At 38.5% G+C, this 25,454-nt stretch carries 25 protein-coding genes; 18 read left to right on the top strand and 7 right to left on the bottom strand.

Annotated elements, in window-relative coordinates; genetic code table 11:
• Window positions 1-47 precede the first annotated feature (47 nt).
• On the bottom strand, window positions 48-791 hold the full coding sequence (locus DQN49_RS09215) for a YdcF family protein (RefSeq protein WP_006995791.1): 744 nt from the start codon (window positions 789-791) through the stop codon (window positions 48-50).
• 133 nt (window positions 792-924) lie between these two features.
• Between DQN49_RS09215 and lsgA the strand changes: the two genes are divergently transcribed.
• The 8 genes from lsgA to DQN49_RS09175 all read left to right on the top strand — a co-directional run bounded on the left by lsgA (window position 925) and on the right by DQN49_RS09175 (window position 9,394).
• The gene (gene lsgA / locus DQN49_RS09210) at window positions 925-2,130 is read left to right on the top strand and encodes a lipooligosaccharide flippase LsgA (RefSeq protein ID WP_006995792.1); all 1,206 of its coding nucleotides are present in this window, start codon (window positions 925-927) and stop codon (window positions 2,128-2,130) included.
• Window positions 2,127-3,041, top strand: a complete 915-nt coding sequence (gene lsgB / locus DQN49_RS09205; protein WP_013525672.1) for a lipooligosaccharide biosynthesis sialyltransferase LsgB — start codon at window positions 2,127-2,129, stop codon at window positions 3,039-3,041. The genes lsgA and lsgB overlap by 4 nt, the downstream gene beginning before the upstream one ends.
• A gap of 1 nt (window position 3,042) precedes the next feature.
• The gene (gene lsgC / locus DQN49_RS09200; protein ID WP_006995794.1) at window positions 3,043-4,104 is read left to right on the top strand and encodes a lipooligosaccharide biosynthesis family 4 glycosyltransferase LsgC; all 1,062 of its coding nucleotides are present in this window, start codon (window positions 3,043-3,045) and stop codon (window positions 4,102-4,104) included.
• Window positions 4,105-4,115: 11 nt separating this feature from the next.
• On the top strand, window positions 4,116-4,889 hold the full coding sequence (gene lsgD, locus DQN49_RS09195; protein ID WP_013525673.1) for a lipooligosaccharide biosynthesis galactosyltransferase LsgD: 774 nt from the start codon (window positions 4,116-4,118) through the stop codon (window positions 4,887-4,889).
• Between the two features lie 11 nt (window positions 4,890-4,900).
• Entirely contained in the window at window positions 4,901-5,785 is an 885-nt protein-coding gene (gene lsgE / locus DQN49_RS09190) for a lipooligosaccharide biosynthesis N-acetyl-glucosamine transferase LsgE (RefSeq protein ID WP_006995796.1), read from the top strand.
• Window position 5,786: 1 nt separating this feature from the next.
• Window positions 5,787-6,590 (top strand): lipooligosaccharide biosynthesis galactosyltransferase LsgF, encoded by an 804-nt coding sequence (gene lsgF / locus DQN49_RS09185; RefSeq protein ID WP_006995797.1) that lies wholly within the window; start codon window positions 5,787-5,789, stop codon window positions 6,588-6,590.
• Between the two features lie 129 nt (window positions 6,591-6,719).
• The gene (locus DQN49_RS09180) at window positions 6,720-7,841 is read left to right on the top strand and encodes an acyltransferase (RefSeq protein WP_223395572.1); all 1,122 of its coding nucleotides are present in this window, start codon (window positions 6,720-6,722) and stop codon (window positions 7,839-7,841) included.
• Window positions 7,838-9,394: a glycosyltransferase gene (locus DQN49_RS09175; RefSeq protein WP_006995800.1), complete on the top strand. Its 1,557-nt coding sequence runs from the start codon at window positions 7,838-7,840 to the stop codon at window positions 9,392-9,394. Before DQN49_RS09180 ends, DQN49_RS09175 begins: the two co-directional genes overlap by 4 nt.
• A 46-nt stretch (window positions 9,395-9,440) precedes the next feature.
• On the opposite strand, the gene DQN49_RS10535 is transcribed toward DQN49_RS09175, so the two are convergent.
• The 5 genes from DQN49_RS10535 to DQN49_RS10530 are packed head-to-tail and all read right to left on the bottom strand — an operon-like array spanning window position 9,441 to window position 15,002.
• A complete protein-coding gene (locus DQN49_RS10535) occupies window positions 9,441-10,667 on the bottom strand; it encodes a hypothetical protein (RefSeq protein WP_006995801.1) in 1,227 nt (408 codons plus the stop codon).
• A 2-nt stretch (window positions 10,668-10,669) separates the two neighbouring features.
• Complete coding sequence (locus tag DQN49_RS09165) at window positions 10,670-11,806, bottom strand: DUF2827 family protein (RefSeq protein ID WP_006995802.1); 1,137 nt, start codon at window positions 11,804-11,806, stop codon at window positions 10,670-10,672.
• A gap of 3 nt (window positions 11,807-11,809) precedes the next feature.
• Window positions 11,810-13,021, bottom strand: coding sequence for a glycosyltransferase (locus DQN49_RS09160; RefSeq protein ID WP_006995803.1), 1,212 nt, complete (start codon window positions 13,019-13,021; stop codon window positions 11,810-11,812).
• A 3-nt stretch (window positions 13,022-13,024) separates the two neighbouring features.
• Window positions 13,025-14,167, bottom strand: a complete 1,143-nt coding sequence (locus tag DQN49_RS09155; RefSeq protein ID WP_006995804.1) for a DUF2827 family protein — start codon at window positions 14,165-14,167, stop codon at window positions 13,025-13,027.
• A gap of 52 nt (window positions 14,168-14,219) precedes the next feature.
• Entirely contained in the window at window positions 14,220-15,002 is a 783-nt protein-coding gene (locus DQN49_RS10530) for a YadA-like family protein (protein WP_154645757.1), read from the bottom strand.
• A gap of 403 nt (window positions 15,003-15,405) precedes the next feature.
• Between DQN49_RS10530 and DQN49_RS10525 the strand changes: the two genes are divergently transcribed.
• The 7 genes from DQN49_RS10525 to DQN49_RS10495 all read left to right on the top strand — a co-directional run bounded on the left by DQN49_RS10525 (window position 15,406) and on the right by DQN49_RS10495 (window position 21,432).
• Entirely contained in the window at window positions 15,406-15,933 is a 528-nt protein-coding gene (locus DQN49_RS10525) for a hypothetical protein (RefSeq protein ID WP_172593768.1), read from the top strand.
• 270 nt (window positions 15,934-16,203) lie between these two features.
• On the top strand, window positions 16,204-16,731 hold the full coding sequence (locus tag DQN49_RS10520) for a hypothetical protein (RefSeq protein WP_172593768.1): 528 nt from the start codon (window positions 16,204-16,206) through the stop codon (window positions 16,729-16,731).
• A gap of 375 nt (window positions 16,732-17,106) precedes the next feature.
• A complete protein-coding gene (locus tag DQN49_RS10515) occupies window positions 17,107-17,760 on the top strand; it encodes a hypothetical protein (protein WP_172593767.1) in 654 nt (217 codons plus the stop codon).
• Between the two features lie 417 nt (window positions 17,761-18,177).
• Window positions 18,178-18,600 carry a hypothetical protein gene (locus tag DQN49_RS10510; RefSeq protein ID WP_172593766.1) on the top strand — a complete coding sequence of 141 codons (423 nt, stop codon included), beginning with the start codon at window positions 18,178-18,180 and terminating at the stop codon, window positions 18,598-18,600.
• A gap of 417 nt (window positions 18,601-19,017) precedes the next feature.
• Window positions 19,018-19,194, top strand: a complete 177-nt coding sequence (locus DQN49_RS10505; RefSeq protein WP_154645758.1) for a hypothetical protein — start codon at window positions 19,018-19,020, stop codon at window positions 19,192-19,194.
• 1,590 nt (window positions 19,195-20,784) lie between these two features.
• Entirely contained in the window at window positions 20,785-21,000 is a 216-nt protein-coding gene (locus DQN49_RS10500; protein ID WP_154645759.1) for a hypothetical protein, read from the top strand.
• Between the two features lie 39 nt (window positions 21,001-21,039).
• The gene (locus tag DQN49_RS10495; RefSeq protein ID WP_223395570.1) at window positions 21,040-21,432 is read left to right on the top strand and encodes a hypothetical protein; all 393 of its coding nucleotides are present in this window, start codon (window positions 21,040-21,042) and stop codon (window positions 21,430-21,432) included.
• Between the two features lie 278 nt (window positions 21,433-21,710).
• Here the strand turns inward: DQN49_RS10495 and DQN49_RS09145 are convergent, their stop codons facing one another.
• The gene (locus DQN49_RS09145; protein WP_006995809.1) at window positions 21,711-22,478 is read right to left on the bottom strand and encodes a TOBE domain-containing protein; all 768 of its coding nucleotides are present in this window, start codon (window positions 22,476-22,478) and stop codon (window positions 21,711-21,713) included.
• Window positions 22,479-22,615: 137 nt separating this feature from the next.
• Here DQN49_RS09145 and modA point away from each other — a divergent pair, with 137 nt between their 5' ends.
• The 3 genes from modA (at window position 22,616) to modC (ending at window position 25,285) form a co-directional block, all read left to right on the top strand.
• Window positions 22,616-23,380, top strand: a complete 765-nt coding sequence (modA, locus tag DQN49_RS09140; protein ID WP_006995810.1) for a molybdate ABC transporter substrate-binding protein — start codon at window positions 22,616-22,618, stop codon at window positions 23,378-23,380.
• A gap of 134 nt (window positions 23,381-23,514) precedes the next feature.
• Window positions 23,515-24,243: a molybdate ABC transporter permease subunit gene (gene modB / locus DQN49_RS09135; RefSeq protein ID WP_006995811.1), complete on the top strand. Its 729-nt coding sequence runs from the start codon at window positions 23,515-23,517 to the stop codon at window positions 24,241-24,243.
• Window positions 24,230-25,285: a molybdenum ABC transporter ATP-binding protein ModC gene (modC, locus tag DQN49_RS09130; protein ID WP_006995812.1), complete on the top strand. Its 1,056-nt coding sequence runs from the start codon at window positions 24,230-24,232 to the stop codon at window positions 25,283-25,285. Before modB ends, modC begins: the two co-directional genes overlap by 14 nt.
• Window positions 25,286-25,454 lie beyond the last annotated feature (169 nt).

The following is a 25,454-nucleotide window of genomic DNA, read 5'->3' as shown; positions in this document are numbered from 1 at the left end:
ATACAATTTTCTTTTCAAACAACAAGTCATCGAGTTTTATAAGCAAATTATTCTACATAATGGGCTTTCCAATAACCAATCCACTCTTTTAATAAAACCATATTGCTATTCAATGCACCTAAGTCAGGAATAAAAGATTTTGCAGATAGATTTCCTTTGCTGCCATAGTTTGCCGCTGCAGCAGGGAGTACATCAAATCCTTGTTTTTCAAAAAGATATTTGGCTCGTTTCATATGCCATTGATTTGTTACTAAAATAATTTTTTGAATATGATCTTTAATTAAAATATTTTTAGTGAAACTGGCATTTTCTTCCGTATTACGGGCTTTATTTTCGATCCATTGTGTTGGCACATTAAAGAATTGGTTAAGTTCTTTTGCCATTAAATCGCCTTCAGAAATGCCTATCAAAGAATAGCCCGTGGTTAAAATAGGCAAGCCCGTTTCCTTTTGTAAAAATGCCGCATAACGTAAACGTTCTAGTTGTGGTGCACCAGAAGCCGTTTCTGCATACAGCTCTTTGGTTGGGTAAGATCCACCGCCTAATATCACGATGGCTTGAGCTTGTTTATACTCATCTAGCGTAAGGGCTGGAATGTCATCATTATCTGTTAGCAATAAACCAGTAAAAGGCGCACTCATGATATAAAGCCAGGTGAAACTGATAAGCGCAATAAATTTGGCTAATTTTTTGAAATGAACACAATAAATAATCGCTGCAATAATCAGTAATACAAAGGTATTAAGAGGTGGTGCGATAAGTGCGGTAAGAAGTTTTCCGAATTCTAACATAGATAAGATCCTTGATATAGAGCGGTTTCATTATAATGATTAGTCATAGCTTGTCTATGTTGATTTTGTTAAAATAAGCCCCTTATTTTTTGATAAACGAACGCTCGAATTCATCAAAAGTGCGGTGATATTTATGAAAGTTTTTAAAGACAGTGTTATTTACCTTGTTGGGGAATTATCGTCAAAGTTAGTTCCTTTTTTGCTTTTGCCTTATTTATCCCGTAAATTGGGCGTAGAAGGGTATGGCTCACTTTCTTATTATCAAACTTTTTTAAGTTTATTTTTAATTGTGGTTTCTTTAACTCAAGAAGGCGCAATTTCCCGTTATTTTTATTTTTACGGAAAACGTTCATTAAATTTAGTGGTAAATACCGGCTATGCTTATACCACGATAATTGGCTGTATTATTTTAATGGGTTGTTGGATTGCTCAGTCTGAAATATTATTTTACGCTGCACTTTCCTCAATTTTCCAATCTTTCTTAAATGTTCAGCTAAGTGTAAGACAATGCCAGAAAAAGGCTTGGTCTTATGCTTTTATTCAATTTTCACTTACTGTTACGGGAGCTGTATTTACGGTCGCATTGCTTGAGTATTATCAAAATGATCTTGTTGAAAAAAGAATTTTGGCAATTTTATTGAGTAATTTAGTCGTCTGGTTTTTTTCTTATTTTCTTTACAGAAAGAGTGCAATATCTAAAAAATATCAATTTAAACATTATCAATCCGCATTATTTTATATTTTAGGATTTGGATTGCCGCTTATTTTACATTATGCAAGTTTTTTCTTAAAAGGGCAGTTAGATCGTATTTTTATTTATCACAAATTCAGTGAAACAGATTTAGGGCTTTATGCTATGGGGGCTCAACTTGCTTTAATTTTTTCTATTGCTATTCAAGCACTTAATAAAGCGATTATCCCCTATTTTTATGAAGCCTTAAAACAAAAGAAATTAGTTATTCAACAGCTACATAAATGGGCGTTATTTTCCTTTTTGCTAATACCTATTCCTGCCTTAATAATGTGGATTATTCCTGAGGATGTGTTAGTTTGGATTTTAGGTAGTCAATTTGTGGGAATGAAATATTATTTTATTTTATTTTTAATTTCGACCACATTAAGTATTCCTTATTTGATTTTAGTTAATTATCTTTTCTATTATGGGAAAAATAAACTTATTTCCCAATGTTCCGTTTTATCTACAATCATTTATGTGGCAAGCCTTGTAGCTTTAACTTTTACAGAAATTAAATATATCCCTTATGCTGGAATTATTGGTTCGCTTTCCATTATTCCTATTCTTTATTTTATGACATCTAAAGTGAGTAAAACCCTATGAATCTCATTCTTTGTTGTACACCATTGCAAGTATTAATTGCGAGAAAAATAATTGAATTACATCCTAACGAGCAATTCTTTGGCGTAATGTTTGGTGGGGTATGGGATAAAAAAAGAACCTTGTATGCGAGTAAATTAGCGGAGGTTTGTAGTGATTCGATGAATATTGATACGGGAAAAGATCTAAAAGGTTTCGATTTTCTCAAGTTAATGCGCCAGCTTAAGAATAAAATTACGCACAAAGGTTTTGATAAGGTTTTTCTCGCCAATCTTAATTCATTATGGCTACAAACTTATCTTAGTCATGTTTCATTTAAAGAGCTTTATACCTTTGATGATGGTTCAGATAATATTTTCCCACATCCTAATTTATTGAGAGAGCCTGACACATTTAAATATAAACTGATTAAAGCTTTTATTGGCGATAAATATAGTGTGAATAAATTATTTAAAAAAATAAAAAAACATTATACGGTTTATCCTAATTACAAAAATATTGTTTCTAATATTGAACCAATTTCTTTATGGGATAATCAAATAGATTGCGAGATAGATGGTGAGGTCTCATTTTTTATTGGGCAACCATTGTTAAATACAAAAGAGGAAAACATCTCATTAATAAAAAAATTAAAAGAACAAATTTCTTTTGATTATTATTTCCCCCATCCAGCAGAAGATTATCGAGTTGATGGGGTAAATTATGTTGAATCTGAATTAATTTTTGAAGATTACGTATTTAAACATTTATCAAATAAAAAAATAATTATTTATACGTTCTTCAGTTCTGTTGCATTTAATTTATTAAGTCATCCTAATGTAGAAATTCGTTTTATTAGAACGAGTATTCCAAGATGGCAATTCTGTTACGATTCATTTCCAGACCTTGGATTAACGATTTATAAGGAAATTTAAAATGAAAAAAATTGGTTTCTTTATAATGAATATCGAAAGTGCGGGGGGGACAGAGCGTGTTCCCATTAATGTTGCTAATACTCTTGCTAAACAGGGATATGATGTTTCTTTTATTAGCATTGGCGGTAACAAGCCTTTTTTCCAAGTTGATGAAAAAATTAATATTTACGCAATGAATAAATTGCCCTATTCATTGAAAAAAGATTATTTTTCTATCACTAAAAAATTAAGAGAATTAGTTAAAGAATTACAGCTGGATACCTTAATTGTGGTTGATGGTGCAATTATGCTTTTTTCTGCTTTGGCGTTGGTTAATTTAAATATAAAACATATTTTATGGGAGCATTATTCTTTTAATTTTACGGGCAATCGTCTCGTTCGCACGCTCGGTAAATATTTAGCTGTAACAACTTGCGATAAAATAGTTACATTGACAGAAGCAGAAAAAACGCTGTGGCAAGAAAAATTTAAAACGAACAATATAATCACTATTGCTAATCCAAATACGCTTTTGCCAAAGAACAAATTAGCAAAATGGGAAAATAAAACTATTCTATCTGTAGGGCATTTATTTTCTTATAAAGGTTTTGATTATTTATTAAAAGTTTGGCAAGTTTTGGCAAAAAAATATCCAGATTGGAATTTAAAAATAGTGGGATCGGGTGAGGAAGAAGAGAATTTAAAAAATCTTGCTAAAGTATTGGATATTGAAGATTCAGTTAATTTTATTCCTCGTACTAATGATGTTTCTTTTTATTATGAAAGCAGTTCAATTTATTGTTTACCTTCACAAACAGAAGGCTTGCCTTTAGTCGTTATTGAAGCGATGGCATTTGGCTTACCTATTGTTGCCTTTAATTGTTCTCCTGGCGTAAAGCAATTAGTGGAACATAAAGAAAATGGTTTTCTTTGTGAAAAAAATAATATTGAAGAAATGGTTAAAGGTTTAGATTTATTAATGAATAATCCTGAACTTTATCTACAAATGTCAGACAAATCTCGTTTAATGAGTGAAGATTATGGCATTGAGAAAATTATTGAAGAATGGAAAGCGATTTTATAAGGAATAATTTTATGTTAAAAAAATATTTGATCTCTTTAGATAAAGATATTCAACGTCGGAAATTATTCTTTTCTCAAAAAAATACTGAGGATTTCCAAATTTTTTCTGCCATTAATACCATGCAAAAAAATTGGGATGAATTAGCTGCTATTTTTAATATTGAACAATTTAAAGCATATTATTTTCGTAATGTCACTAAGGGCGAGATCGGTTGTACATTAAGCCATCTTTCGGTATATCAAAAAATTGTTGAAGACAACGATATTGCTGAAGATAGCTATGCGTTAGTCTGTGAAGACGACGCTTTATTCCACCAAAATTTTCAGCAAAATTTAACCGCACTTTTATCAGAAAAACTTGAGGCTGAAATTATATTGCTTGGACAGTCAAAAATTAATAATTTCAATGATACTGATTTAGAAATTAATTATCCCACAACCTTTTCTTTTCTATGCAAAAAAACAGGGAATGTAAATTACGCTTTCCCTTATAAAAGTTATTTTGCCGGCACAGTGGGCTATCTTATAAAAAAATCAGCGGCAAGAAGATTTATCCAGCAAATTTCTCAAAATAAACCTTTTTGGTTAGCGGATGATTTTTTACTCTTTGAACAGAATTTTAATATAAGAAATAAAGTGGTTCGCCCTCTCATGGTAATTGAAAATCCTGTATTGATAAGCAATTTAGAAAGTGTTCGTGGATCCTTATCCAATAATTTATTTAAAAAATTAATGAAATATCCATTGAAAAAAATCTTTGCGATTAAGAAAAATTTGGCTAATTAAAGGAAGGAATTATGTTAAGCATTATTGTGCCTTCTTATAATCGAAAAGCAGAAGTGCCAGCTTTATTAGAAAGTTTAACTCAACAAACATCGAGTAATTTTGAAGTGATTATTGTGGATGATTGTTCGAAAGACCCCGTTGAAGTGACACAATCTTATCCATTTGTGGTAAAGGTCATCCGTAACGAAACCAATCAAGGTGCAGCGGAAAGTCGTAATATTGGTGCGCGTGCATCAAAGGGAGATTGGTTGCTTTTTCTCGATGATGATGATCGTTTTATGCCAGAAAAATGTGAAAAAATACTACAAGTGATTGAGCAAAATCCAGACATTAATTTTATTTATCATCCAGCTAAGTGTGAAATGGTCAATGAAGGGTTTACTTATGTGACTCAACCGATTGAACCCCAAGAAATCTCGACAGAACGTATTTTGTTAGCCAATAAGATTGGTGGCATGCCAATGGTTGCGATTAAAAAAGAGATGTTTTTAAAAATAGGTGGATTATCCACCGCACTTCGTTCTTTGGAAGACTATGATTTCTTGTTAAAACTGCTACAAGAGCCAAGTTTTACCCCTTATAAAATTAATGAACCACTAACTTACTGTACTTTCCATACTAAACGCTCAAGTGTGTCTACGGATACCACTAATACGCAAAAAGCCATTGATTATATTCGTGAGCATTATGTGAAAACGGTAGAGCAAGCTCGTAATTTTGATATTAACGCGAGCTATATTTTGGCTTATCCCCATATCATGAATTTATCGCGTAAAGCGACAAAATATTATTTTGATATTTTTAAGAAAACAAAAAGCATTAAGCAATTCATTATTACGTTGGTTATTTTAATTTCGCCAAAATTAGCCATTAATTTAAAACGGTTGGGAAATTAAAATGAAATTTTCAGTCCTAATGTCCTTATATATTAAGGAAAATCCTCAATTCTTGCGGGAGTGTTTTGAAAGTCTTGTGGCTCAAACTCGTCAAGCAGATGAAATTGTCTTGGTTTTTGATGGCGTAGTAACGCCAGAATTAGAATCTGTTGTGACAGAATTTGAAACAAAATTGCCATTAAAATTAGTCAAATTGCCACAAAATCGAGGATTAGGCAAAGCCTTGAACGAAGGTTTATTGCATTGTGCTTATGACTGGGTTTTCCGTATGGATACCGATGATATTTGCGTGCCTTATCGTTTTGAAAAGCAAGTAGCGTTTATTGAACAGCACCCTGAAAGCATCATTTTTGGCGGACAAATTGCTGAATTTGGTAAAAATGTAAATGATATTGTGGCATATCGTAATGTGCCAACGTCGGCTCAAGAAATTATCAAATTCACGCAAAAACGTTGTCCGTTTAATCATATGACGGTGGCATATCAAAAAAGTGCGGTCATTAATTGTGGTGGATATGAAGATCTTCAAGAAGATTATTATTTGTGGATCAAACTTGTCGCACAAGGTTTATATATGGCGAATTTGCCAGATATTTTAGTTTATGCTCGAGTAGGAAATGGCATGGTAAGTCGCCGCCGTGGTGTCAATCAAGCTAAAGCAGAATGGCGTTTGTTCAAATTGAAATACCGTTTGGGAATTCAGGGTTTGTTATCTGGATTATTTACTTTTGCATTGCGTTTTGGTTCTCGTTTATTACCAACCTCGTTATTGAAAAAACTTTATCAAACTTTTTTACGTAAATAGGAAATCTGATGAAATTAAATATTTTATTTAAAATTTTGTTTGATTTGGATTTTCTATATAAACTTCACTTGAAGTGCGGTCAATTTTTCATTATTTTAACTGCATTTTTACATCATAATGAAAAAAAATATGTACACTCAAAGCATTAATCAACCAACCAGAAATTATGGCATTGATTTATTAAAAATACTTGCCATGTTTATGATTACAATTTTGCACACACAAGGACACGGCGGTATTTTATGGGGAGGACGTCTCACCTTTGACCAAGCCCATTTCTTTTCATCAAATTATGCTTGGGCTTGGGGATTAGAAATTCTCTGTTATGGCGCAACTAATTGCTATGCAATGATTAGTGGATATGTTAATTGGAAAAATCCAATACGTTATGAAAAAATTGTGAATTTATGGGTGCAAGTTGTTTTTTATATTCTTAGTATCACAATGGCGTATTCTTGGATAAATAATGTGACTACAGCACAGTGGTTTCGGGCTTTTTTCCCTGTTATGACTTATCAATATTGGTATATTACAGCCTATTTTGGGCTTTGCTTGTTTATGCCAATATTAAATAAATATTTACAACAAACCAGTAACAAGACCCTTTATTTACATATGGGGCTTATTTTTATTTTCATTTCATTATTGCCTGCATTTATTGGCGGCGATCCTTTTATTTTAAATGCAGGTTATAGTACATTATGGATTATTGTAATGTATTTATTTGGTGCAACATTATCGAGAATACAATCTGCTTCAGTGCCTGTTTCCGGATTATTATGGTTTAGTTTATTGATTTTGGGTACTTGGTATTACAAAATGCGAATTGACTACGCTAATATTTGGAATAATGCGGAATTATCTATGCCAAACCTTGTAGATTATCGTTCTCCTAGTATTGTGCTTGCTTCAGCTCTATTACTATTTTGTTTTGCAAAAATTAAAATAAAACGACTTTTCTTAGGTAAAACAATTGTTCTTATATCCAATGCAACCTTGGGTATTTATTTAATTCACGAACATCCATTTATTCGTGAAAATTTTATTGTAAATTATGCTATGCATTTTGCAAATAAACCGACGCTTACAATGGTTTTATCAATATTTAGTGGTGCGCTCAGTATCTTTTTTATTTGTTTAATGATTGAAATTTTACGTCGTTTTTTATTTAAATTATTGGCTATTAATTTATTTATAAAAAAGTTACAGAAAAAATTATTACAAAATTTTCTTATTAAGAGAAAGAAATGAATCTAAAAAAATATGTCTTATATTCTCCCTCTCAGCCTGCTGAATTGGCTGAATTTTTACAACAAGAAAATGGCGTAGAATTTACGCCAATTAAGGGAGTCCAAGTAGAAGAGATTAATGCTTTAGCAGCAAATCATTTATTTGATGTTGAAAAATTTTATCGCTATTTTAATCGCACGCCTTTCAATGATGAAATTGCTCACACTTATTCGCATTTGCAACTTTGGCAAATTATCGCTAAAGATAATGAATTAGACGAAAATGGTTATGCTTTAATTGCTGAAAGTGCGGTCAGATTTTCTTCGCTTTTTCAACATTTTGTTGAGCTATATATTGAAAAATATCCTTACGATATTATAAAACTACAACGCAATGGCGTAGCTAAGGCAACACTAAATCCAGAACTGCCCGAGCTAGGTGCGGTAATTTATCATAATCCTGCGGAATTAGATGGATATGGTTGTGCATTTTACTTAATCAAAAAATCCGTCATTCGCCAACTTTTGGCTCAATACCAATCGCACAAACCTTTTTGGAAGGCAGATTATTTTAGTTTGTTTTATGCCCTTGAAAAAATAGTGGAAATCACACAATTTTTAGGTGATGTCGCAGTAAATATTTCTCCAAAACTTAGTCCGTTTTTTTCAATTATTATTCCTGTTTACAACACTGAAGATTATTTAGCGCAATGTCTTGATTCTGTTTTAATGCAGGATTATTCCCATTATGAAATCATTTTAGTCAATGACGGATCAAGCGATCATTGTGCAAACATTGCTTTTCAATATTCCCAAGCACATTCAAATATCACCTTTGTAAATTCGCGCAATCAAGGTGTTGCTGCCGCAAGAAACAGTGCAATGAAATTAGCCACAGGGAATTATCTTATGTTTATGGATAGTGATGATTATTGGGCTGATGCGCATTATTTAAGCCAGTGCCATAATTTGCTTGAGCAACAGCCTCAACTCGATTTAGTATTAACCAGCTATTGCACGTTTTCTCAGCAAAATGGCGAATATTCACGTATTAACAATATGGATAATCTTCATCAATATTCTTTTGGGCAAGATTTTGTAAAAGATTATTATCATTTAGTTAAACACAGTCTTTATTTAGGATTTCCTAGTATAAAAATTATTAAACGAGATTTGATAATTGAAAATCAGCTTTTCTTTCCGAAAAATAAAGTGTTTGAAGATGTGTATTGGTCGATAGAATTAAGTTATTTCATTCGTCGCTATGCTATTTTACCCGTGCAAAATTATGTGTATCGAATTGAACGGAATGGCAGTATTACACGTTTTGTTTCCCCTGATTCTTTCCTTGATTTATTAGACGTGGCACGTCATCAAATACATCAACTTGAATCAAGAAAAACAACCCATTCTGCTTTATATGATGGCAATGTATTATTTTTAACAGGATTACATCAGTATATTTTAAAATCCCATAACTTATTAACTGAATCACAACAAGCGCAGGTGGAAAGTAAATATCAAGCTTATTTAAAGGTGCATCATCAATTTTTATCAGCTTTTGACGAGCATTAAGAAAAAGAGGTTTCAATATACAAATGCTCGTTGAAACCTCTTTGGATTAAATTAAACGTAAATTATCAAAGAACCAGCGAATACGTTTTCCATCGCGATCTAATTCTCGGGTGCAAAAACTTAAGCTTTCATTGGGGGCAAGATCAACGAAATACACACTGCCCATTTGGGGATGAAAGTCGCTGTGGGCAAAACAAATTTTCACTTCTGAACAGGGCGCATAGCCCACAATAGATTGATAACCATACAGCAAGCGTACATTATGTTGATGTGGATTACGCAAGGTAATTTGACTAAATCCCGACACTTCTAACCAAAGGGAATCGACTTTAAACATTTCGCCTGATTCTTCAATTTTAGTAAAAAAATAACCGCCATTCGCAAAAGCGCACAAAAGTTCTAAAGTTAAATGATGAGATTCTGGAGGAAAAACCAGCAAGCTTTCTTTTGTTAATTCATAATCTTGATTGCCCGATAAAGCATAATCTCGCCCTTGAGTATAATATTGTTGTGGATACAAAAAGCGGTAATTAACCAGTTTTTCATCACGATGATTACGAGAAATATGGAATCCTTCGACAAGTTCATTTTGAATTAAAAATCGTTTATCGCCTTTAATTTCCACCGCGGCTACAGGTAAGCAATTATATTTCATCGGCAGTTTTTGTACTTGATTTGTTTCAAAAGAATAAAGATTTAATAGAGTGCTATCAATGCCATATTCTAATTTAAATTTTCCCGTTGTAAGAGATTGCAGGACAAAATCTTGATAATGTTGCCAAGCATCTTTATTTCCAACAATTAACCCGCATTGCCAAACCCTACTGTTTTTTTTGCTTAAGATATTGATTTTATTGATTATTTCTTCTTTGTTTTGTTCTTTTATACAAGCGGAAATAAACGAACAAAACCAAACATCTTGTGCAGCAAAAAGTGCGGTTGAATTTTCAATGGTTTTAAAAAGGCTGAGATGTGGGTTTGGAAACCAAATATCCGCATCATACACTGCCACATTGTCATAATTATATTTCTTGGCAATATCTGCCGCAGATAAATGACGGTCTAATAACAACTCTGTCACCCTATTTGATGCAGGAAAAATTTTAATTCCTTGACGATGTAAGCGGTCTTTTTTTAATTCAGACATTCCATAATCAATAACCCCCACTTCATCTTGGTAATCTGTTTGTTTGAGACTTAAACAAAAAGGAATGAAATTATCGTAATACAATGCACTGTCATCATTTAGCGCGGTTAAAATTAAGTTTTTCATGTTTATTCAAAAAGACGTTTAATTTCTTTTTCATAAAGATAAAGATTAATTGGGTTAGACGGCAACAGTGAATCTAAATAATCATTGGCACGCTTTAAGTAATCTGCGTGTTGTTTATCGTGATTTTCCATTACATCTAACAAGACTTCTGCACCCTCAAAAGCATCAAATTGGTCATAATAATAACCAACACCTTTTGGCAATAAACGAGAATTATGAATAAATGGATAGCCACCATAAAGCGCATCATTATAGGCATAATTTAAGCCGTTTTCCCATTGATGGGCTAAGACAATATCAGTATAACGTGTTAAAAAATCTGGCATTTGATAGCGAGATTCCACGCTCATAATGCCATCTCTTACCATTTGCGTACGTCCAATAAAATTAAAAAAAGTTGGATGGTCTTTTTTATCATAAATATTGGTAACATAATAATGTTCAAATTTTTCAGGGGCAGTACGATAAGCCTGTTCGCAAATTAAAATAGGCGTAAAACAACTTTTTATAACGAAAGTATTAGGCTCAAAACTGGCGATACGCCATTTTTCACGAGAAAGATTAGGGCGATAACCAAATTCAATATTATGCTCTGTTTTTAAATGATTAATGACTAAATCGCAAAATGTGGGAGCCCAAATTGCAGGGACTTGATACACTGGGCAGTTGAGCATAATAGAAAGATAAGAACGCCCTGTATTTTCATTTTGTGGAATAATCCACACCGCATCAAATGTCGCACCATTAAAAATGCGTCCGGGCTTTTGATTAAATAACACATATTCAATATCCATCACATAATCATTACCCATTTTATAGCATACAACTTTACCACCATGCGCATGCATACGATCAGATAATACGGGCTCAATGCTTAATCCCCCTTCAATTAAAATATCCAGTTCATCAATTACATCAAAAATATAGGCACAATTAAGGTTCATATTTTCCATCATAAAACCTTTTGGGGGCGTAGTTTCATTAGTTGCTCCCCAAGAAACTAAATAAACCTCTTCCACAATATCTAATCGTTTAAATAAATCATACAAAAAGATGACATTTTGATTTGCGCCGTTTGACCAAATATCGCTCTTTTTTTCTTCCAAATTCAGTGTGATACCAATTTTATATTTCCGCACCTGTTATTCCTCTTTTTTAATAAAATGTTCAATTAAATCGATGAATTGAGCCTCAATGGTTATCTGATGAAAACGTGTCATTGCTTCTGGTAATAAATCCACATAATGTTGATATAACGCAGGTGTGGTTAATAATTCATAGGTTTTTTCAATAAATGTTTGTTGCTCACCCATAGGAATTAATGCGCCATATTTTCCATTGTCTAAAATATCACGAGGCCCTGTCGGGCAGGCGTAACTGACTACGGGTGTGCCGAGTTCCATTGCTTCTAAAAACACCGTAGGTAAGCCTTCGTCTAATGAAGTATTTAAAAATAATTTCGCCTTTTTCATAAATGGCATTGGGTTATCTTTTCTTCCCAACATAATGCAATCATTTTCCAACCCTAATTCAATAATGCGTGCTTTAATCGCAGGGGATTGATCTCCCTCGCCAATTAAATAGAGTTTTTCTTGAATGCCTTTATGTTTTAATACGGCATAAATATCGACTAACTCTAACGCATTTTTTACACTAGAAAATCTTGAGACGTGAAGTAGAAAAGGTTCATCAGACACGTCAAAGATACCCCCTAAGAGGTGGCCCCCCCTAAACTCCGCTTTCTGATGGATACTATATTCATCAATCGGGTTATATAAACGCATACTTTGCACCTTATCGTGCAAATTAATCTCTTGTAAATAACTATCTACTAATGTTTTCATTTCATCTGCAATGCTGATAATGCCTGCATATTGACGAAAAATGTGAGGATAAAAATCAGGATTACCACGCCAAATATCAATATGCACCTTACCATGACACCAGCGAATTACAGGAACATTCACATGATGCTCAAACAAATAATCCCCGAAATGCAATTCAGATGATTGAAAATCAATAATTAAATCATAATGCTGTTCCGTTAATTTTTTTGATAATTTACGATTAACTTTATTAATACAGCCATGTCTCCAGCTTTCAAAATAGTGAGGATTTTCATTCATATGATTAATGCAATAAATTAAAAATTCTGATTCAATGCCTGTTAAACCATATGAAATGGAAATAGAAAAAGGAATTTCATCAATACGATGGTTCTGACGGTTTTCCAACAACAGCAATTCTACATTATATTGATCTGAGTATTTGCCCAAAATTTTGAGAAAATCAATTAATACGCTTTCCGCACCACCCAAGACAAGAGCGGGATGCACAACTAAAATCTTTTTCATTTTTTATATCTCGAATAAACGTAAAATTTCACGTTCATATTTTTTAATATTAACTATATTGCTCGGTAGCAAACTATCTAAATACTCATTGGCACGAGCTTGATACTCGGTTTGATGTTGATCGTGTTCAGCGATAACTTTTGCCAATAACTTTTTGCCAGCTTCTGCATCAAATTCATCATAATAATAGCCCACGCCTTTTGGCAAAAAGCGGGAGTTATGAATAAACGGATAACCACCATAAAGAATATCATTATAAGCATAATTTAAGCCATTTTCCCATTGATGACTCACTACCACATCGGTATAACGCGCCATAAAATCAGGTAATTGATAACGGCTTTCCACACTTAACACACCATTTGCCACCAAGTCTGTCCAACCAATAAAATTATGCATCGACGGGTGATCTTTCTTATCATAAACATTGCAAATATAGACGTGTTGTAAGGCTTCAGGCTGTTCACGATATAATTTCTCGCAAATTAAGATTGGCGTAAAACAGGTTTTTACCACATCAATATTTGGCTCAAAACAGCTAATACGTTTGCCAGATTTTGTCGGATCAGGACGATAACCAAAATGTACATCGTGATTTTCTTTTAAATGGCTCGCAAGCTGATCAACAAACACGGGTGACCAAATCCAAGGAACAACTTGCACAGGGCAACGATACATAACTTCAAAATAACTGCGACACATATTTTCATGGTGTGGCAATGTCCAAATCATATCTAATGATTTACCATTAAAAACTTTCCCTGTGGCACGATTAAACAGCACATTTTCAACATCCATAATGTAATCATTGCCCATTTTATAGCACACGACTTTGCCACCATGCGCATGCATTCTATCTACCTGCCAAGCTTCAATGGTGAGAGAGCCATCAATCAAAACATCTAACTCATCAATCACATCATCTAACAAGGCAAATTTTAAATTAAGTTTATCCAACATAAAGCCTTGTGAGGGAACAGTCTGATTTTGTGGACCAAAACACACCAACATCACATCTTCAACAATTTCAGATTGCTCAAGCAACAAATATAAATTCACTACATTTTGATTTAAACCGTTCGACCAAATATCTTGATTTTCGCCCTCAAGATTAAAGGTAATGCCAATTTTATATCGCGCTTTCATACTTTTCTCCCTACTAGAAAAGTGCGGTCAAAATTGACCGCACTTTTTTATCTTACCATTGGAAACCAATCCCTGCGCCTACTGCGTAATCTTTCTGAGAGGTTGCACCCGCCGTAGCTTTAAAGATCACCTTGTTGTTATCGCTACTTCGTGTGTAACCAACAGCCAGAGAACTTTGTCCGCGGAAGTTGCCTACCCCAATACCGATCATTGCGCCACCTGGCACTGACACGGTTGGAATATTCGCAATAGCGACCGCACTTGCGACACCCGCACTCAGTTTCTTATCTAACTTATTAACCTTGTTAGTTAAACGGTTTTCAACACCTTGAGTAGTCGAATTGAGCTGTCTTACAGTGACTGCATCAGACAATTCTTTACCATCTCTAATATTGCTCACTGTGCGATCACCCATGCTGACCGTATTGTCACGAGTGACAGTTTGATTTGAGCCAATAGCAACAGAATTGTTAGCACTTACTGTTGAGTTATGTCCGATTACCACCGAGTCTTTACCGCTGACACTCGAGGCTGAACCAATCACGGTTGAATTTTCACCGCTCGCTTTACTGTCTTTACCTAATGAAACCGTGCCATTTGCGGTTGCATGGGCATTATGACCCAATGCTGTAGCATTTTTGCCAGTAGCTTGTGCATTTGTCCCCAATGCAGTTGTCATATTGCCAGACGCTTGTGAACTATGACCAATCGACACCGCACCATCGCCACTTGCAGTAGAATTCCAACCTAATGCAGTTGCATTTACACCAGAGGCTTTTGCATCAGGCACAGATCCTTTATCCCCCGTGTGAGCTGCCGAGAAGGCAGTATGCACTTTTCCATCTGCATCACGCTCAAATAATCCTGAATCCTCAATTTGCTGCGCTGCTGTAGAAGCTTGTTGAGCCGAACTTGAAGCTGCGTTAGCAGAAGAGCTTGCTGCGTTAGCAGAACTTGATGCTTGTTGTGCGGAGCTTGAAGCTTGTTGAGCAGAGCTAGAAGCTTGTTGAGCGGAGCTAGAAGCTTGTTGTGCAGAGCTTGATGCTGCATTGGCTGATGAACTTGCTGCGTTAGCAGAGCTTGATGCTGCATTGGCTGATGAACTTGCCGCGTTAGCAGAGCTTGAAGCTTGTTGAGCAGAGCTAGAAGCCTGTTGCGCCGAGCTTGATGCTTGTTGTGCCGAGCTGCTTGCTTGTTGCGCCGAACTAGAAGCCTGTTGTGCAGAGCTTGATGCTGCATTGGCTGATGAACTTGCTGCGTTAGCAGAGCTTGATGCTGCATTGGCTGATGAACTTGCTGCGTTAGCAGAGCTTGATGCTGCGTTAGCTGATGAACTTGCCGCGTTAGCAGAGCTTGAAGCTGCGTTAGCTGATGAACTTGCCGCGTTAGCAGAGCTTGATGCTGCGTTAGCTGATGAACTTGCTGCGTTAGCAGAACTTGAAGCTGCATTGGCTGATGAACTTGCCGCGTTAGCAGAGCTTGAAGCTGCGTTAGCAGAGCTTGAAGCTGCGTTAGCTGATGAACTTGCCGCGTTAGCAGAGCTTGATGCTGCATTGGCTGATGAACTTGCTGCGTTAGCAGAGCTTGATGCTGCGTTAGCTGATGAACTTGCCGCGTTAGCAGAGCTTGAAGCTGCGTTAGCTGATGAACTTGCCGCGTTAGCAGAGCTTGAAGCTGCGTTAGCTGATGAACTTGCCGCGTTAGCAGAGCTTGAAGCTGCGTTAGCTGATGAACTTGCTGCGTTAGCAGAACTTGAAGCTTGTTGAGCAGAGCTAGAAGCCTGTTGAGCGGAGCTAGAAGCTTGTTGAGCGGAGCTAGAAGCTTGTTGTGCAGAGCTTGATGCTGCATTGGCTGATGAACTTGCTGCGTTAGCAGAGCTTGATGCTGCATTGGCTGATGAACTTGCCGCGTTAGCAGAGCTTGAAGCTTGTTGAGCAGAGCTAGAAGCCTGTTGCGCCGAGCTTGATGCTTGTTGTGCCGAGCTGCTTGCTTGTTGCGCCGAACTAGAAGCCTGTTGTGCAGAGCTTGATGCTGCATTGGCTGATGAACTTGCTGCGTTAGCAGAGCTTGATGCTGCATTGGCTGATGAACTTGCTGCGTTAGCAGAGCTTGATGCTGCGTTAGCTGATGAACTTGCCGCGTTAGCAGAGCTTGAAGCTGCGTTAGCTGATGAACTTGCCGCGTTAGCAGAGCTTGATGCTGCGTTAGCTGATGAACTTGCTGCGTTAGCAGAACTTGAAGCTGCATTGGCTGATGAACTTGCCGCGTTAGCAGAGCTTGAAGCTGCGTTAGCAGAGCTTGAAGCTGCGTTAGCTGATGAACTTGCCGCGTTAGCAGAGCTTGATGCTGCATTGGCTGATGAACTTGCTGCGTTAGCAGAGCTTGATGCTGCGTTAGCTGATGAACTTGCCGCGTTAGCAGAGCTTGAAGCTGCGTTAGCTGATGAACTTGCCGCGTTAGCAGAGCTTGAAGCTGCGTTAGCTGATGAACTTGCCGCGTTAGCAGAGCTTGAAGCTGCGTTAGCTGATGAACTTGCTGCGTTAGCAGAACTTGAAGCTTGTTGAGCAGAGCTAGAAGCCTGTTGAGCGGAGCTAGAAGCTTGTTGAGCGGAGCTAGAAGCTTGTTGTGCAGAGCTTGATGCTGCATTGGCTGATGAACTTGCTGCGTTAGCAGAGCTTGATGCTGCATTGGCTGATGAACTTGCCGCGTTAGCAGAGCTTGAAGCTTGTTGAGCAGAGCTAGAAGCCTGTTGCGCCGAGCTTGATGCTTGTTGTGCCGAGCTGCTTGCTTGTTGCGCCGAGCTTGATGCTTGTTGTGCCGAGCTGCTTGCTTGTTGCGCCGAACTAGAAGCCTGTTGTGCTGAGCTAGAAGCCTGTTGTGCCGAGCTTGAAGCCTGCTCTGCCGAACTAGAAGCCTGTTGTGCAGAGCTTGATGCTGCATTGGCTGATGAACTTGCTGCGTTAGCAGAGCTTGATGCTGCATTGGCTGATGAACTTGCTGCGTTAGCAGAGCTTGATGCTGCGTTAGCTGATGAACTTGCCGCGTTAGCAGAGCTTGAAGCTGCGTTAGCTGATGAACTTGCCGCGTTAGCAGAGCTTGATGCTGCGTTAGCTGATGAACTTGCTGCGTTAGCAGAACTTGAAGCTGCATTGGCTGATGAACTTGCCGCGTTAGCAGAGCTTGAAGCTGCGTTAGCAGAGCTTGAAGCTGCGTTAGCTGATGAACTTGCCGCGTTAGCAGAGCTTGATGCTGCATTGGCTGATGAACTTGCTGCGTTAGCAGAGCTTGATGCTGCGTTAGCTGATGAACTTGCCGCGTTAGCAGAGCTTGAAGCTGCGTTAGCTGATGAACTTGCCGCGTTAGCAGAGCTTGAAGCTGCATTGGCTGATGAACTTGCTGCGTTAGCAGAGCTTGATGCTGCGTTAGCTGATGAACTTGCCGCGTTAGCAGAGCTTGAAGCTGCGTTAGCTGATGAACTTGCCGCGTTAGCAGAGCTTGAAGCTGCGTTAGCTGATGAACTTGCCGCGTTAGCAGAGCTTGAAGCTGCGTTAGCTGATGAACTTGCTGCGTTAGCAGAACTTGAAGCTTGTTGAGCAGAGCTAGAAGCCTGTTGAGCGGAGCTAGAAGCTTGTTGAGCGGAGCTAGAAGCTTGTTGTGCAGAGCTTGATGCTGCATTGGCTGATGAACTTGCTGCGTTAGCAGAGCTTGATGCTGCATTGGCTGATGAACTTGCCGCGTTAGCAGAGCTTGAAGCTTGTTGAGCAGAGCTAGAAGCCTGTTGCGCCGAGCTTGATGCTTGTTGTGCCGAGCTGCTTGCTTGTTGCGCCGAGCTTGATGCTTGTTGTGCCGAGCTGCTTGCTTGTTGCGCCGAACTAGAAGCCTGTTGTGCTGAGCTAGAAGCCTGTTGTGCCGAGCTTGAAGCCTGCTCTGCCGAACTAGAAGCCTGTTGTGCAGAGCTTGAAGCCTGCTCTGCCGAACTAGAAGCCTGTTGTGCAGAGCTTGATGCTGCATTGGCTGATGAACTTGCTGCGTTAGCAGAGCTTGATGCTGCATTGGCTGATGAACTTGCTGCGTTAGCAGAGCTTGATGCTGCGTTAGCTGATGAACTTGCCGCGTTAGCAGAGCTTGAAGCTGCGTTAGCTGATGAACTTGCCGCGTTAGCAGAGCTTGATGCTGCGTTAGCTGATGAACTTGCTGCGTTAGCAGAACTTGAAGCTGCATTGGCTGATGAACTTGCCGCGTTAGCAGAGCTTGAAGCTGCGTTAGCTGATGAACTTGCCGCGTTAGCAGAGCTTGATGCTGCGTTAGCTGATGAACTTGCCGCGTTAGCAGAGCTTGAAGCTGCGTTAGCTGATGAACTTGCCGCGTTAGCAGAGCTTGAAGCTGCGTTAGCTGATGAACTTGCTGCGTTAGCAGAACTTGAAGCTTGTTGAGCAGAGCTAGAAGCCTGTTGAGCGGAGCTAGAAGCTTGTTGAGCGGAGCTAGAAGCTTGTTGTGCAGAGCTTGATGCTGCATTGGCTGATGAACTTGCTGCGTTAGCAGAGCTTGATGCTGCATTGGCTGATGAACTTGCCGCGTTAGCAGAGCTTGAAGCTTGTTGAGCAGAGCTAGAAGCCTGTTGCGCCGAGCTTGATGCTTGTTGTGCCGAGCTGCTTGCTTGTTGCGCCGAACTAGAAGCCTGTTGTGCTGAGCTAGAAGCCTGTTGCGCCGAGCTTGATGCTTGTTGTGCCGAGCTGCTTGCTTGTTGCGCCGAACTAGAAGCCTGTTGCGCCGAGCTTGAAGCCTGCTCTGCTGAACTAGACGCTTGTTGCGCCGAGCTAGAAGCCTGTTGTGCTGAGCTTGAAGCTGCGGTGGCGGAGCTGGCTGCGCTGCTGGCGGATGTGGATGCGGCACTGGCAGATGTGGATGCCGCACTGGCGGATGTGGATGCGGCGCTGGCGGATGTGGATGCCGCACTGGCGGATGTGGATGCGGCGCTGGCGGATGTGGATGCCACACTGGCGGAGCTGGCTGCGCTGCTTGCGTAGCTTTTTGCTGTGCTAACTTGTGTATTAATTTCGTTTAATGTATTTGTTACTGTTTCGGCTGCGGCTGCTGCAGAAGAGATTGAGTCTTTTGCAGTTTGACTTAATCCATAGATAATTTTGCCATTGCCGTCTGTGCTAACAGTAAGATCGGAGGTTGCACCAAACGTGATTTCGTTATCTTGGTTTAATCCCCACTCTTTAGCGTTACCATCTTTAGTATTTTGTTCTGTTTGACTATTTTGAATTTTGAACGTTTGTTTACGTGCTTCAAGTGCGGTCGCTTTGTCTAATGCTTTGGTAGCCTCATCTTGTGCTTTGTTTGCTAGAGTGTTTAATTCTGTCGCAACGTGATAAAGCTGTGAACCATTGATCGCATCGCTTGAATCTGCCGTAATCTTACCTGCGCCTACGTTTTGAATTTGACGATTAACGGTTGAGTTACCGATAGAAAGTACGCCTTGATCTGAGCCTAGAACGAAATTTTTACCTATGTCTTTTCCATTTAGAGTAAATGTGTTTGCATCGTGTTGCAAGGCTGTAATAGATCCGTTACCTAATGCAATATCGCCATCTTTGGTGTTTGCTTGTGCGTTGTAACCCAAGGCGATAGCGTTTTCTTTTGATGCGTTTGCGGAACGTCCGATGGCTATTGTTTGGTTTGCAGAGGCATTTGCACCATTACCCATTGCAACAGAGTAGTTTGCAATAGCTTTGGCATCAGGACCGACGGCAGACGCCCTCTCTCCTGTTGCTTGTGCGTTGTAACCCAAGGCGATAGCATTTTCTTTTGATGCGTTTGCGGAACGTCCGATGGCTATTGTTTGGTTTGCAGAGGCATTTGCACTATTACCCATTGCAACAGAGTAGTTTGCAATAGCTTTAGAATCAGGGCCGACTGCTGTTGCCCATATTCCTTTTGCTTGAGCTTGATAACCTAATGCAATAGCAGCGAGTGCTGTTGCATTTGCTCTTTGACCTAATGCGGCAGAACTTCCTGCTGTTGCATTTGCTTGCGTACCTACAGCTGTACCGCTTGAACCGCTTGCATTTGCGCCCTGACCAATAGCGGTGGTGCTAACATTAGTTGCTCTTGCCGAACCAATGGCGACAGAATTAGTTCCTGTCGCATTACTGTAAGAACCAATTGCAGTTGCATTTGTGTTTATTGCAGAAACTCGATAACCTAAAGCAACCGATGCAGATTGTGTAGAATTTGATTCTTGCCCAATGGAAATTGAACTTTGTCCTGAAGCCTTGGCATCTTTACCAATCACTACAGTTGATGTGTTAGCACTAGTTGCGTTTGTACCAACAACAATGGCATCATAATCCGTTCCTTTCGTTCTAGCATTTCGACCAATTACGGTTGCATTAAGACCCGTTGCGGTTGCATTTGTACCCAAAGCAATGCTGTAGTCGTAGTTTGCTTTAGATTCATCGCCAATTGCAATTGAGCTGTTGAGAGAGGCGCTTGCGTTAGGGCCAATTGCGATAGAGTCTGTACCTGTTGCGCCAGCGGTTTCGTTATATTTGCCTTTATTGCCAGTTTTTGCGGAATTGACGTGCAAATAACTTGTTTGGTTGTTAAGTGTGGTTTCAAGGGTAGTTGCTTTTGCTAATGCTGTACTTGCATTCGATTTCGCTTCTGCCGCTGCAGTCGCAGCTGAGGTTGCTGCAGTTAATGCTGAATTTGCTGTGCTTGCAGCAGCGGTGACATTATCGTTTGTTTGCTTTAATTGTTTGCCTGTTACAGCCTCTGTACTTGCGGCTGTAAGTGCGGCGTCGGTTAATCCTGTAATTTTGTGATTTTTAGCATCTAGAGCAAAACCATTTTTACCAACTTCAATGCCGCCTGCAGCACCATTTTCTGTTGCTCCATCGGTGCCAGCATTATTCGCAACCCCAACTATGACAGGTAATGTATTATTCTGTTCAACGGAGTTTGTAGCAGTGTTTCCCACCCCCAAATCATTTCTCGGAACCGAAAACAGATCGCCATATCGTTTTTCAGCAAAAGCCTTGCTGGATAGCATTAGCATCGATAATGCCAGTAGGGTTAATGTAAAGGACGGTTTACCTTTGGCTGAGGCTATCCCCCCCCCCCCCGCAGAAACATGGTTATCTGTTGTGGCGGCTGCTTTTCCTTGGCTTCTCGCCAATTCAGAAACAACTTCTAATCGTTGCGTTGCTTTATTCCAAATTACCTTAAAAACTTTGTTCATTAATTCATTTTCCTAAATTTACTACCAAAATATTCACTCTTTATGTTTTTGCAGCTTGTGTGAAATTAAAGAATAAAGAGGCATCCTAAAAGGTGCACAATTTTGTCACAAATATGACGATAAAAGTATCATTTTTTGTAAAAATTTGAAAGTAACATAAAGTGAACGTTTGTTTTTTCTTTCGTGCCTTATATTACAGCCCTAAAGAAGGCTGTTTTAGCAAGAAAGATGAAAAGTGCGGTTGATTTTTGGGGTGTTTTAGATTTTAGGTTAATCTCTTGGCTAATGTGGGAATTAGCCCAGCGTTGCTAAAATAATTTGCTCTTGATCAATGTGAATCCAAACTTGTTGTCCGATTTGCCATTGATTTGGTTGGTGGACTGTGGCGCAAAATTCAATGTCGCTTTCAGCAAATTGAAGGATGGCTTCTTCTTCATTTAGTGATTTGATATTTACGGGGAACTGATTCGGTTGATTTGCTAATGGTTGTTCACTGATTTTTACCCAAGGTGCCTTGAACATCAGCATCACTTCTTTTTCTGTAATCAGTTTCAAACGCACCGAGCTTTTGGTGGTAATAGAAACTTGCAACGGCGTTGGTAATCCTTGCACATTCACATCCACAACACAACGGGCGTCAATAATTCTCTGTTGTGCCACTCGCCCAAAAAATTGATTGCGTGCGCTACTTTGTAAATAAAAACGTGCGGTTGCCGTGATCAAACTATCTAACGGCACGGATTCATCTTGTAGAATATGAAACGCGTGTTCTTGCGTACGTTCTAATAAATCATAAAGTTGTAGCAAACGCTCGGCATAAGTGGTAAGTGCTGTACCCCCGCCGTTTTTTCCGCCTGTATTTCGTTCCAGCAATGGGCGAGGGCTGATTTTATTCATGGCTTCTAAATGATCCCACGCACTTTTATAGCTCACTTTTGCATTTTTCGCTGCTTGATTAATCGAACCGCATTGTTGAATTTCTTTGAGTAAACGAACTCGTTTTGGATCGATAAAAAGTGCTTGTTGAAGTTTAATTGTGAGTAAAATTTCGGTGTTTTTCATTTTGCTGTTCCTAAGTAATCCTAAGTGGTAAGCCTAAGCGTTATATATTTTACTAAATAATTTTTCTTTTGCTATATGATTGTTATTTATTTCAATATATAATCAAGTAAATAACGTTTAATCGTAGGAGATGATTCATGAAAAAATTAACTAAAATTTCAACCGCACTTTTAATCGCAGGATTAGGCTTTTCTTTTGCGGCATCCGCTAAAGTGACTGTATTTGCAGCGGCTTCAATGACTGATGCTTTACAACAAGTTGCAAAAGATTACGCAAAACAAAATCCGAAAAATGAAGTAGTGTTTTCTTTCGCTTCTTCTTCAACTTTAGCAAAACAAGTTGAAGAAGGCGCACCAGCGGATATTTTTGTATCTGCAAGCAATAAATGGATGAAATATCTTTCTGAAAAAGATTTAACCGTAAAAGAAACCGAAAAAGTTTTAGTGGGCAATGATTTAGTCTTAATCGCACCAGCAAAAAGTGCGGTAAATTCTGTGGATATTGCTAAAGGTGAATGGATCAATGCATTAAAAGATAGCTATTTATCTGTTGGCGATCCTGCACACGTACCTGCTGGTCAATACGCAGCAGAAGCATTAACCAAATTAAATTTATGGGATAAAGTGCAAGATCGTTTAGCGCGTGCAAAAGATGTGCGTGGTGCATTAGCTTTAGTTGAACGTGCAGAAGCACCTTACGGTATTGTGTACAGCACTGATGCAAAAGTTAGCCAACAAGTTAAAACGGTTGCAGTGTTCCCAGCTGATAGCCATAAACCAGTTGTTTATCCCGTTTCTATTGTAAAAGGTCATGATAATGTGGATTCTCGCGATTTCTTGAAATATTTAGAATCAGATGCAGCGAAGAAAGTGCTTGTAGGGTATGGTTTCTCTGCAAAATAAGATAGAATCTTAATAGTCATGAAGGGCGGATATTTCTGCCCTTTTGTTATTATAGAGCATCTTACCTCTCATCAATGTGGGATATTCCCATAAATAAGGGATTTAAAGAGAGGCTATTTAGATAAGGATTCATTTTGCTTACCCAATTTTTTTCATTTTTTAATCTGACGCCAATGGAAATCTCAGCAATTAATTTAAGCCTGAGTGTTGCAGTCAGTTCCATGCTTTGGAGTTTGCCGTTAGCCATTTTTGTGGCGTGGCTCTTAGCACGCAAAAACTTCTATGGAAAATCCCTGATTACTGGCGTAATTCATTTGCCTTTAGTATTGCCACCTGTGGTTATCGGTTATCTATTGCTTGTGGCAATGGGGCGTAATGGTTTCATTGGAAAGTATTTATATCAGTGGTTTGGCTTATCTTTTGGCTTTAGTTGGAAGGGGGCGGTGCTTTCCTCTGCCGTGGTTGCCTTTCCATTGGTTGTTCGCGCGATTCGACTTTCTTTAGAAAATATTGATATTAAATTGGAGCAAGCGGCGCAAACACTCGGTGCTTCCGCTTGGCGTGTATTTTTTACAATAACCTTGCCACTTTCTTTACCAGGTGTTTTAGCCGGGCTCGTGCTTGGTTTTGCTCGATCATTAGGGGAATTTGGCGCGACCATTACGTTTGTATCGAACATTGCAGGCGAAACTCAAACGATTCCCCTTGCGATGTATTCTTTTATTCAAACACCCGCTGCAGAAGAACAAACCGCTCGCTTATGTTTATTTGCTATCATTCTTTCATTGATTTCTTTGTTACTGTCTGAATGGTTGAGCCAGCGAATGCAGAAAAAATTAGGACAAGGAAATGTTGCAGATTAATGTGAAAAAACAGCTCGGGCAACTTGCCTTGCAAGCGAATATACAAGTGCCAGATCAAGGTGTGACAGCTATTTTCGGTTTGTCTGGCTCAGGCAAAACATCGCTGATTAATCTTGTCAGTGGCTTGATACAACCAGACGAAGGATTCATCCGTTTAAATGACCGCACTTTAGTGGATATGGAAAGCCAAGAATCATTGCCGACCCACTTGCGTAAAATTGGCTATGTATTCCAAGATGCGCGTTTATTTCCTCACTACAGTGTGAAAGGTAATTTACGCTATGGTATGAAAAACGTATCGCAAGATGATTTTAACTATATTGTGGATCTTCTCGGCATTACTCACTTATTAAAGCGTTATCCGCTCACGCTTTCTGGCGGAGAGAAACAACGTGTGGCAATAGGGCGTGCGCTGCTGACTGATCCAGATATTTTGCTCATGGACGAACCACTTTCTGCCCTTGATTTTCCCCGCAAACGCGAGCTAATGCAATATTTGGAACGTCTTTCTAAAGAAATTAATATCCCGATTTTATATGTTACACATAGCTTGGACGAATTGTTGCGTTTAGCTGATCGCGTTGTGCTGATGGAAAACGGCATTGTGAAAGCCTATGACAGCGTAGAAAAAATTTGGAATAGTCCTATTTTTGCCCCTTGGAAAGGGGAAAGCGAACAGAGTAGTGTACTTGCATTGCCCGTTCATTTGCATAATCCACCTTATAAAATGACCGCACTTTCCTTAGGCGAACAAGTGCTTTGGATTCATCAAGTACCCGCGAATGTAGGCGAGCGAGTGCGAGTTTGTATTTATAGTTCAGATGTTTCTATCACACTGCAAAAGCCAGAACAAACAAGCATTCGTAATATTTTACGTGGCCAAGTTGCACAAATTGAGATACAAGATTCTCGAGTGGATCTTGCCGTATTAGTGGAAGGGAATAAGATTTGGGCAAGTATCAGTAAATGGGCGCAAAATGAACTGCGTTTTGCTGTTGGGCAAGATGTTTATGTTCAGATTAAAGCGGTGTCGGTAATGTAGTAAACGCTTTACTGAATAAAACACTAATATGACATAATATAAAAAACGCTTGTAGTGTATATTACAAGCGTTTTTTTTTTGCTTGACATCTAGAAAAATAAAGAAATTTATCAAATTACCTTAATATTTATACAGCTTGCATTTTTTTTTTTTTTTTTATAATGGGTAA

This window comes from Haemophilus aegyptius (genome assembly GCF_900475885.1).
GTDB classification, from domain to species: Bacteria; Pseudomonadota; Gammaproteobacteria; order Enterobacterales; family Pasteurellaceae; genus Haemophilus; species Haemophilus influenzae.
The sequence above is the reverse complement of the archived record's forward strand: the minus strand, read 5'-3'. Positions and strand labels throughout refer to the sequence as shown.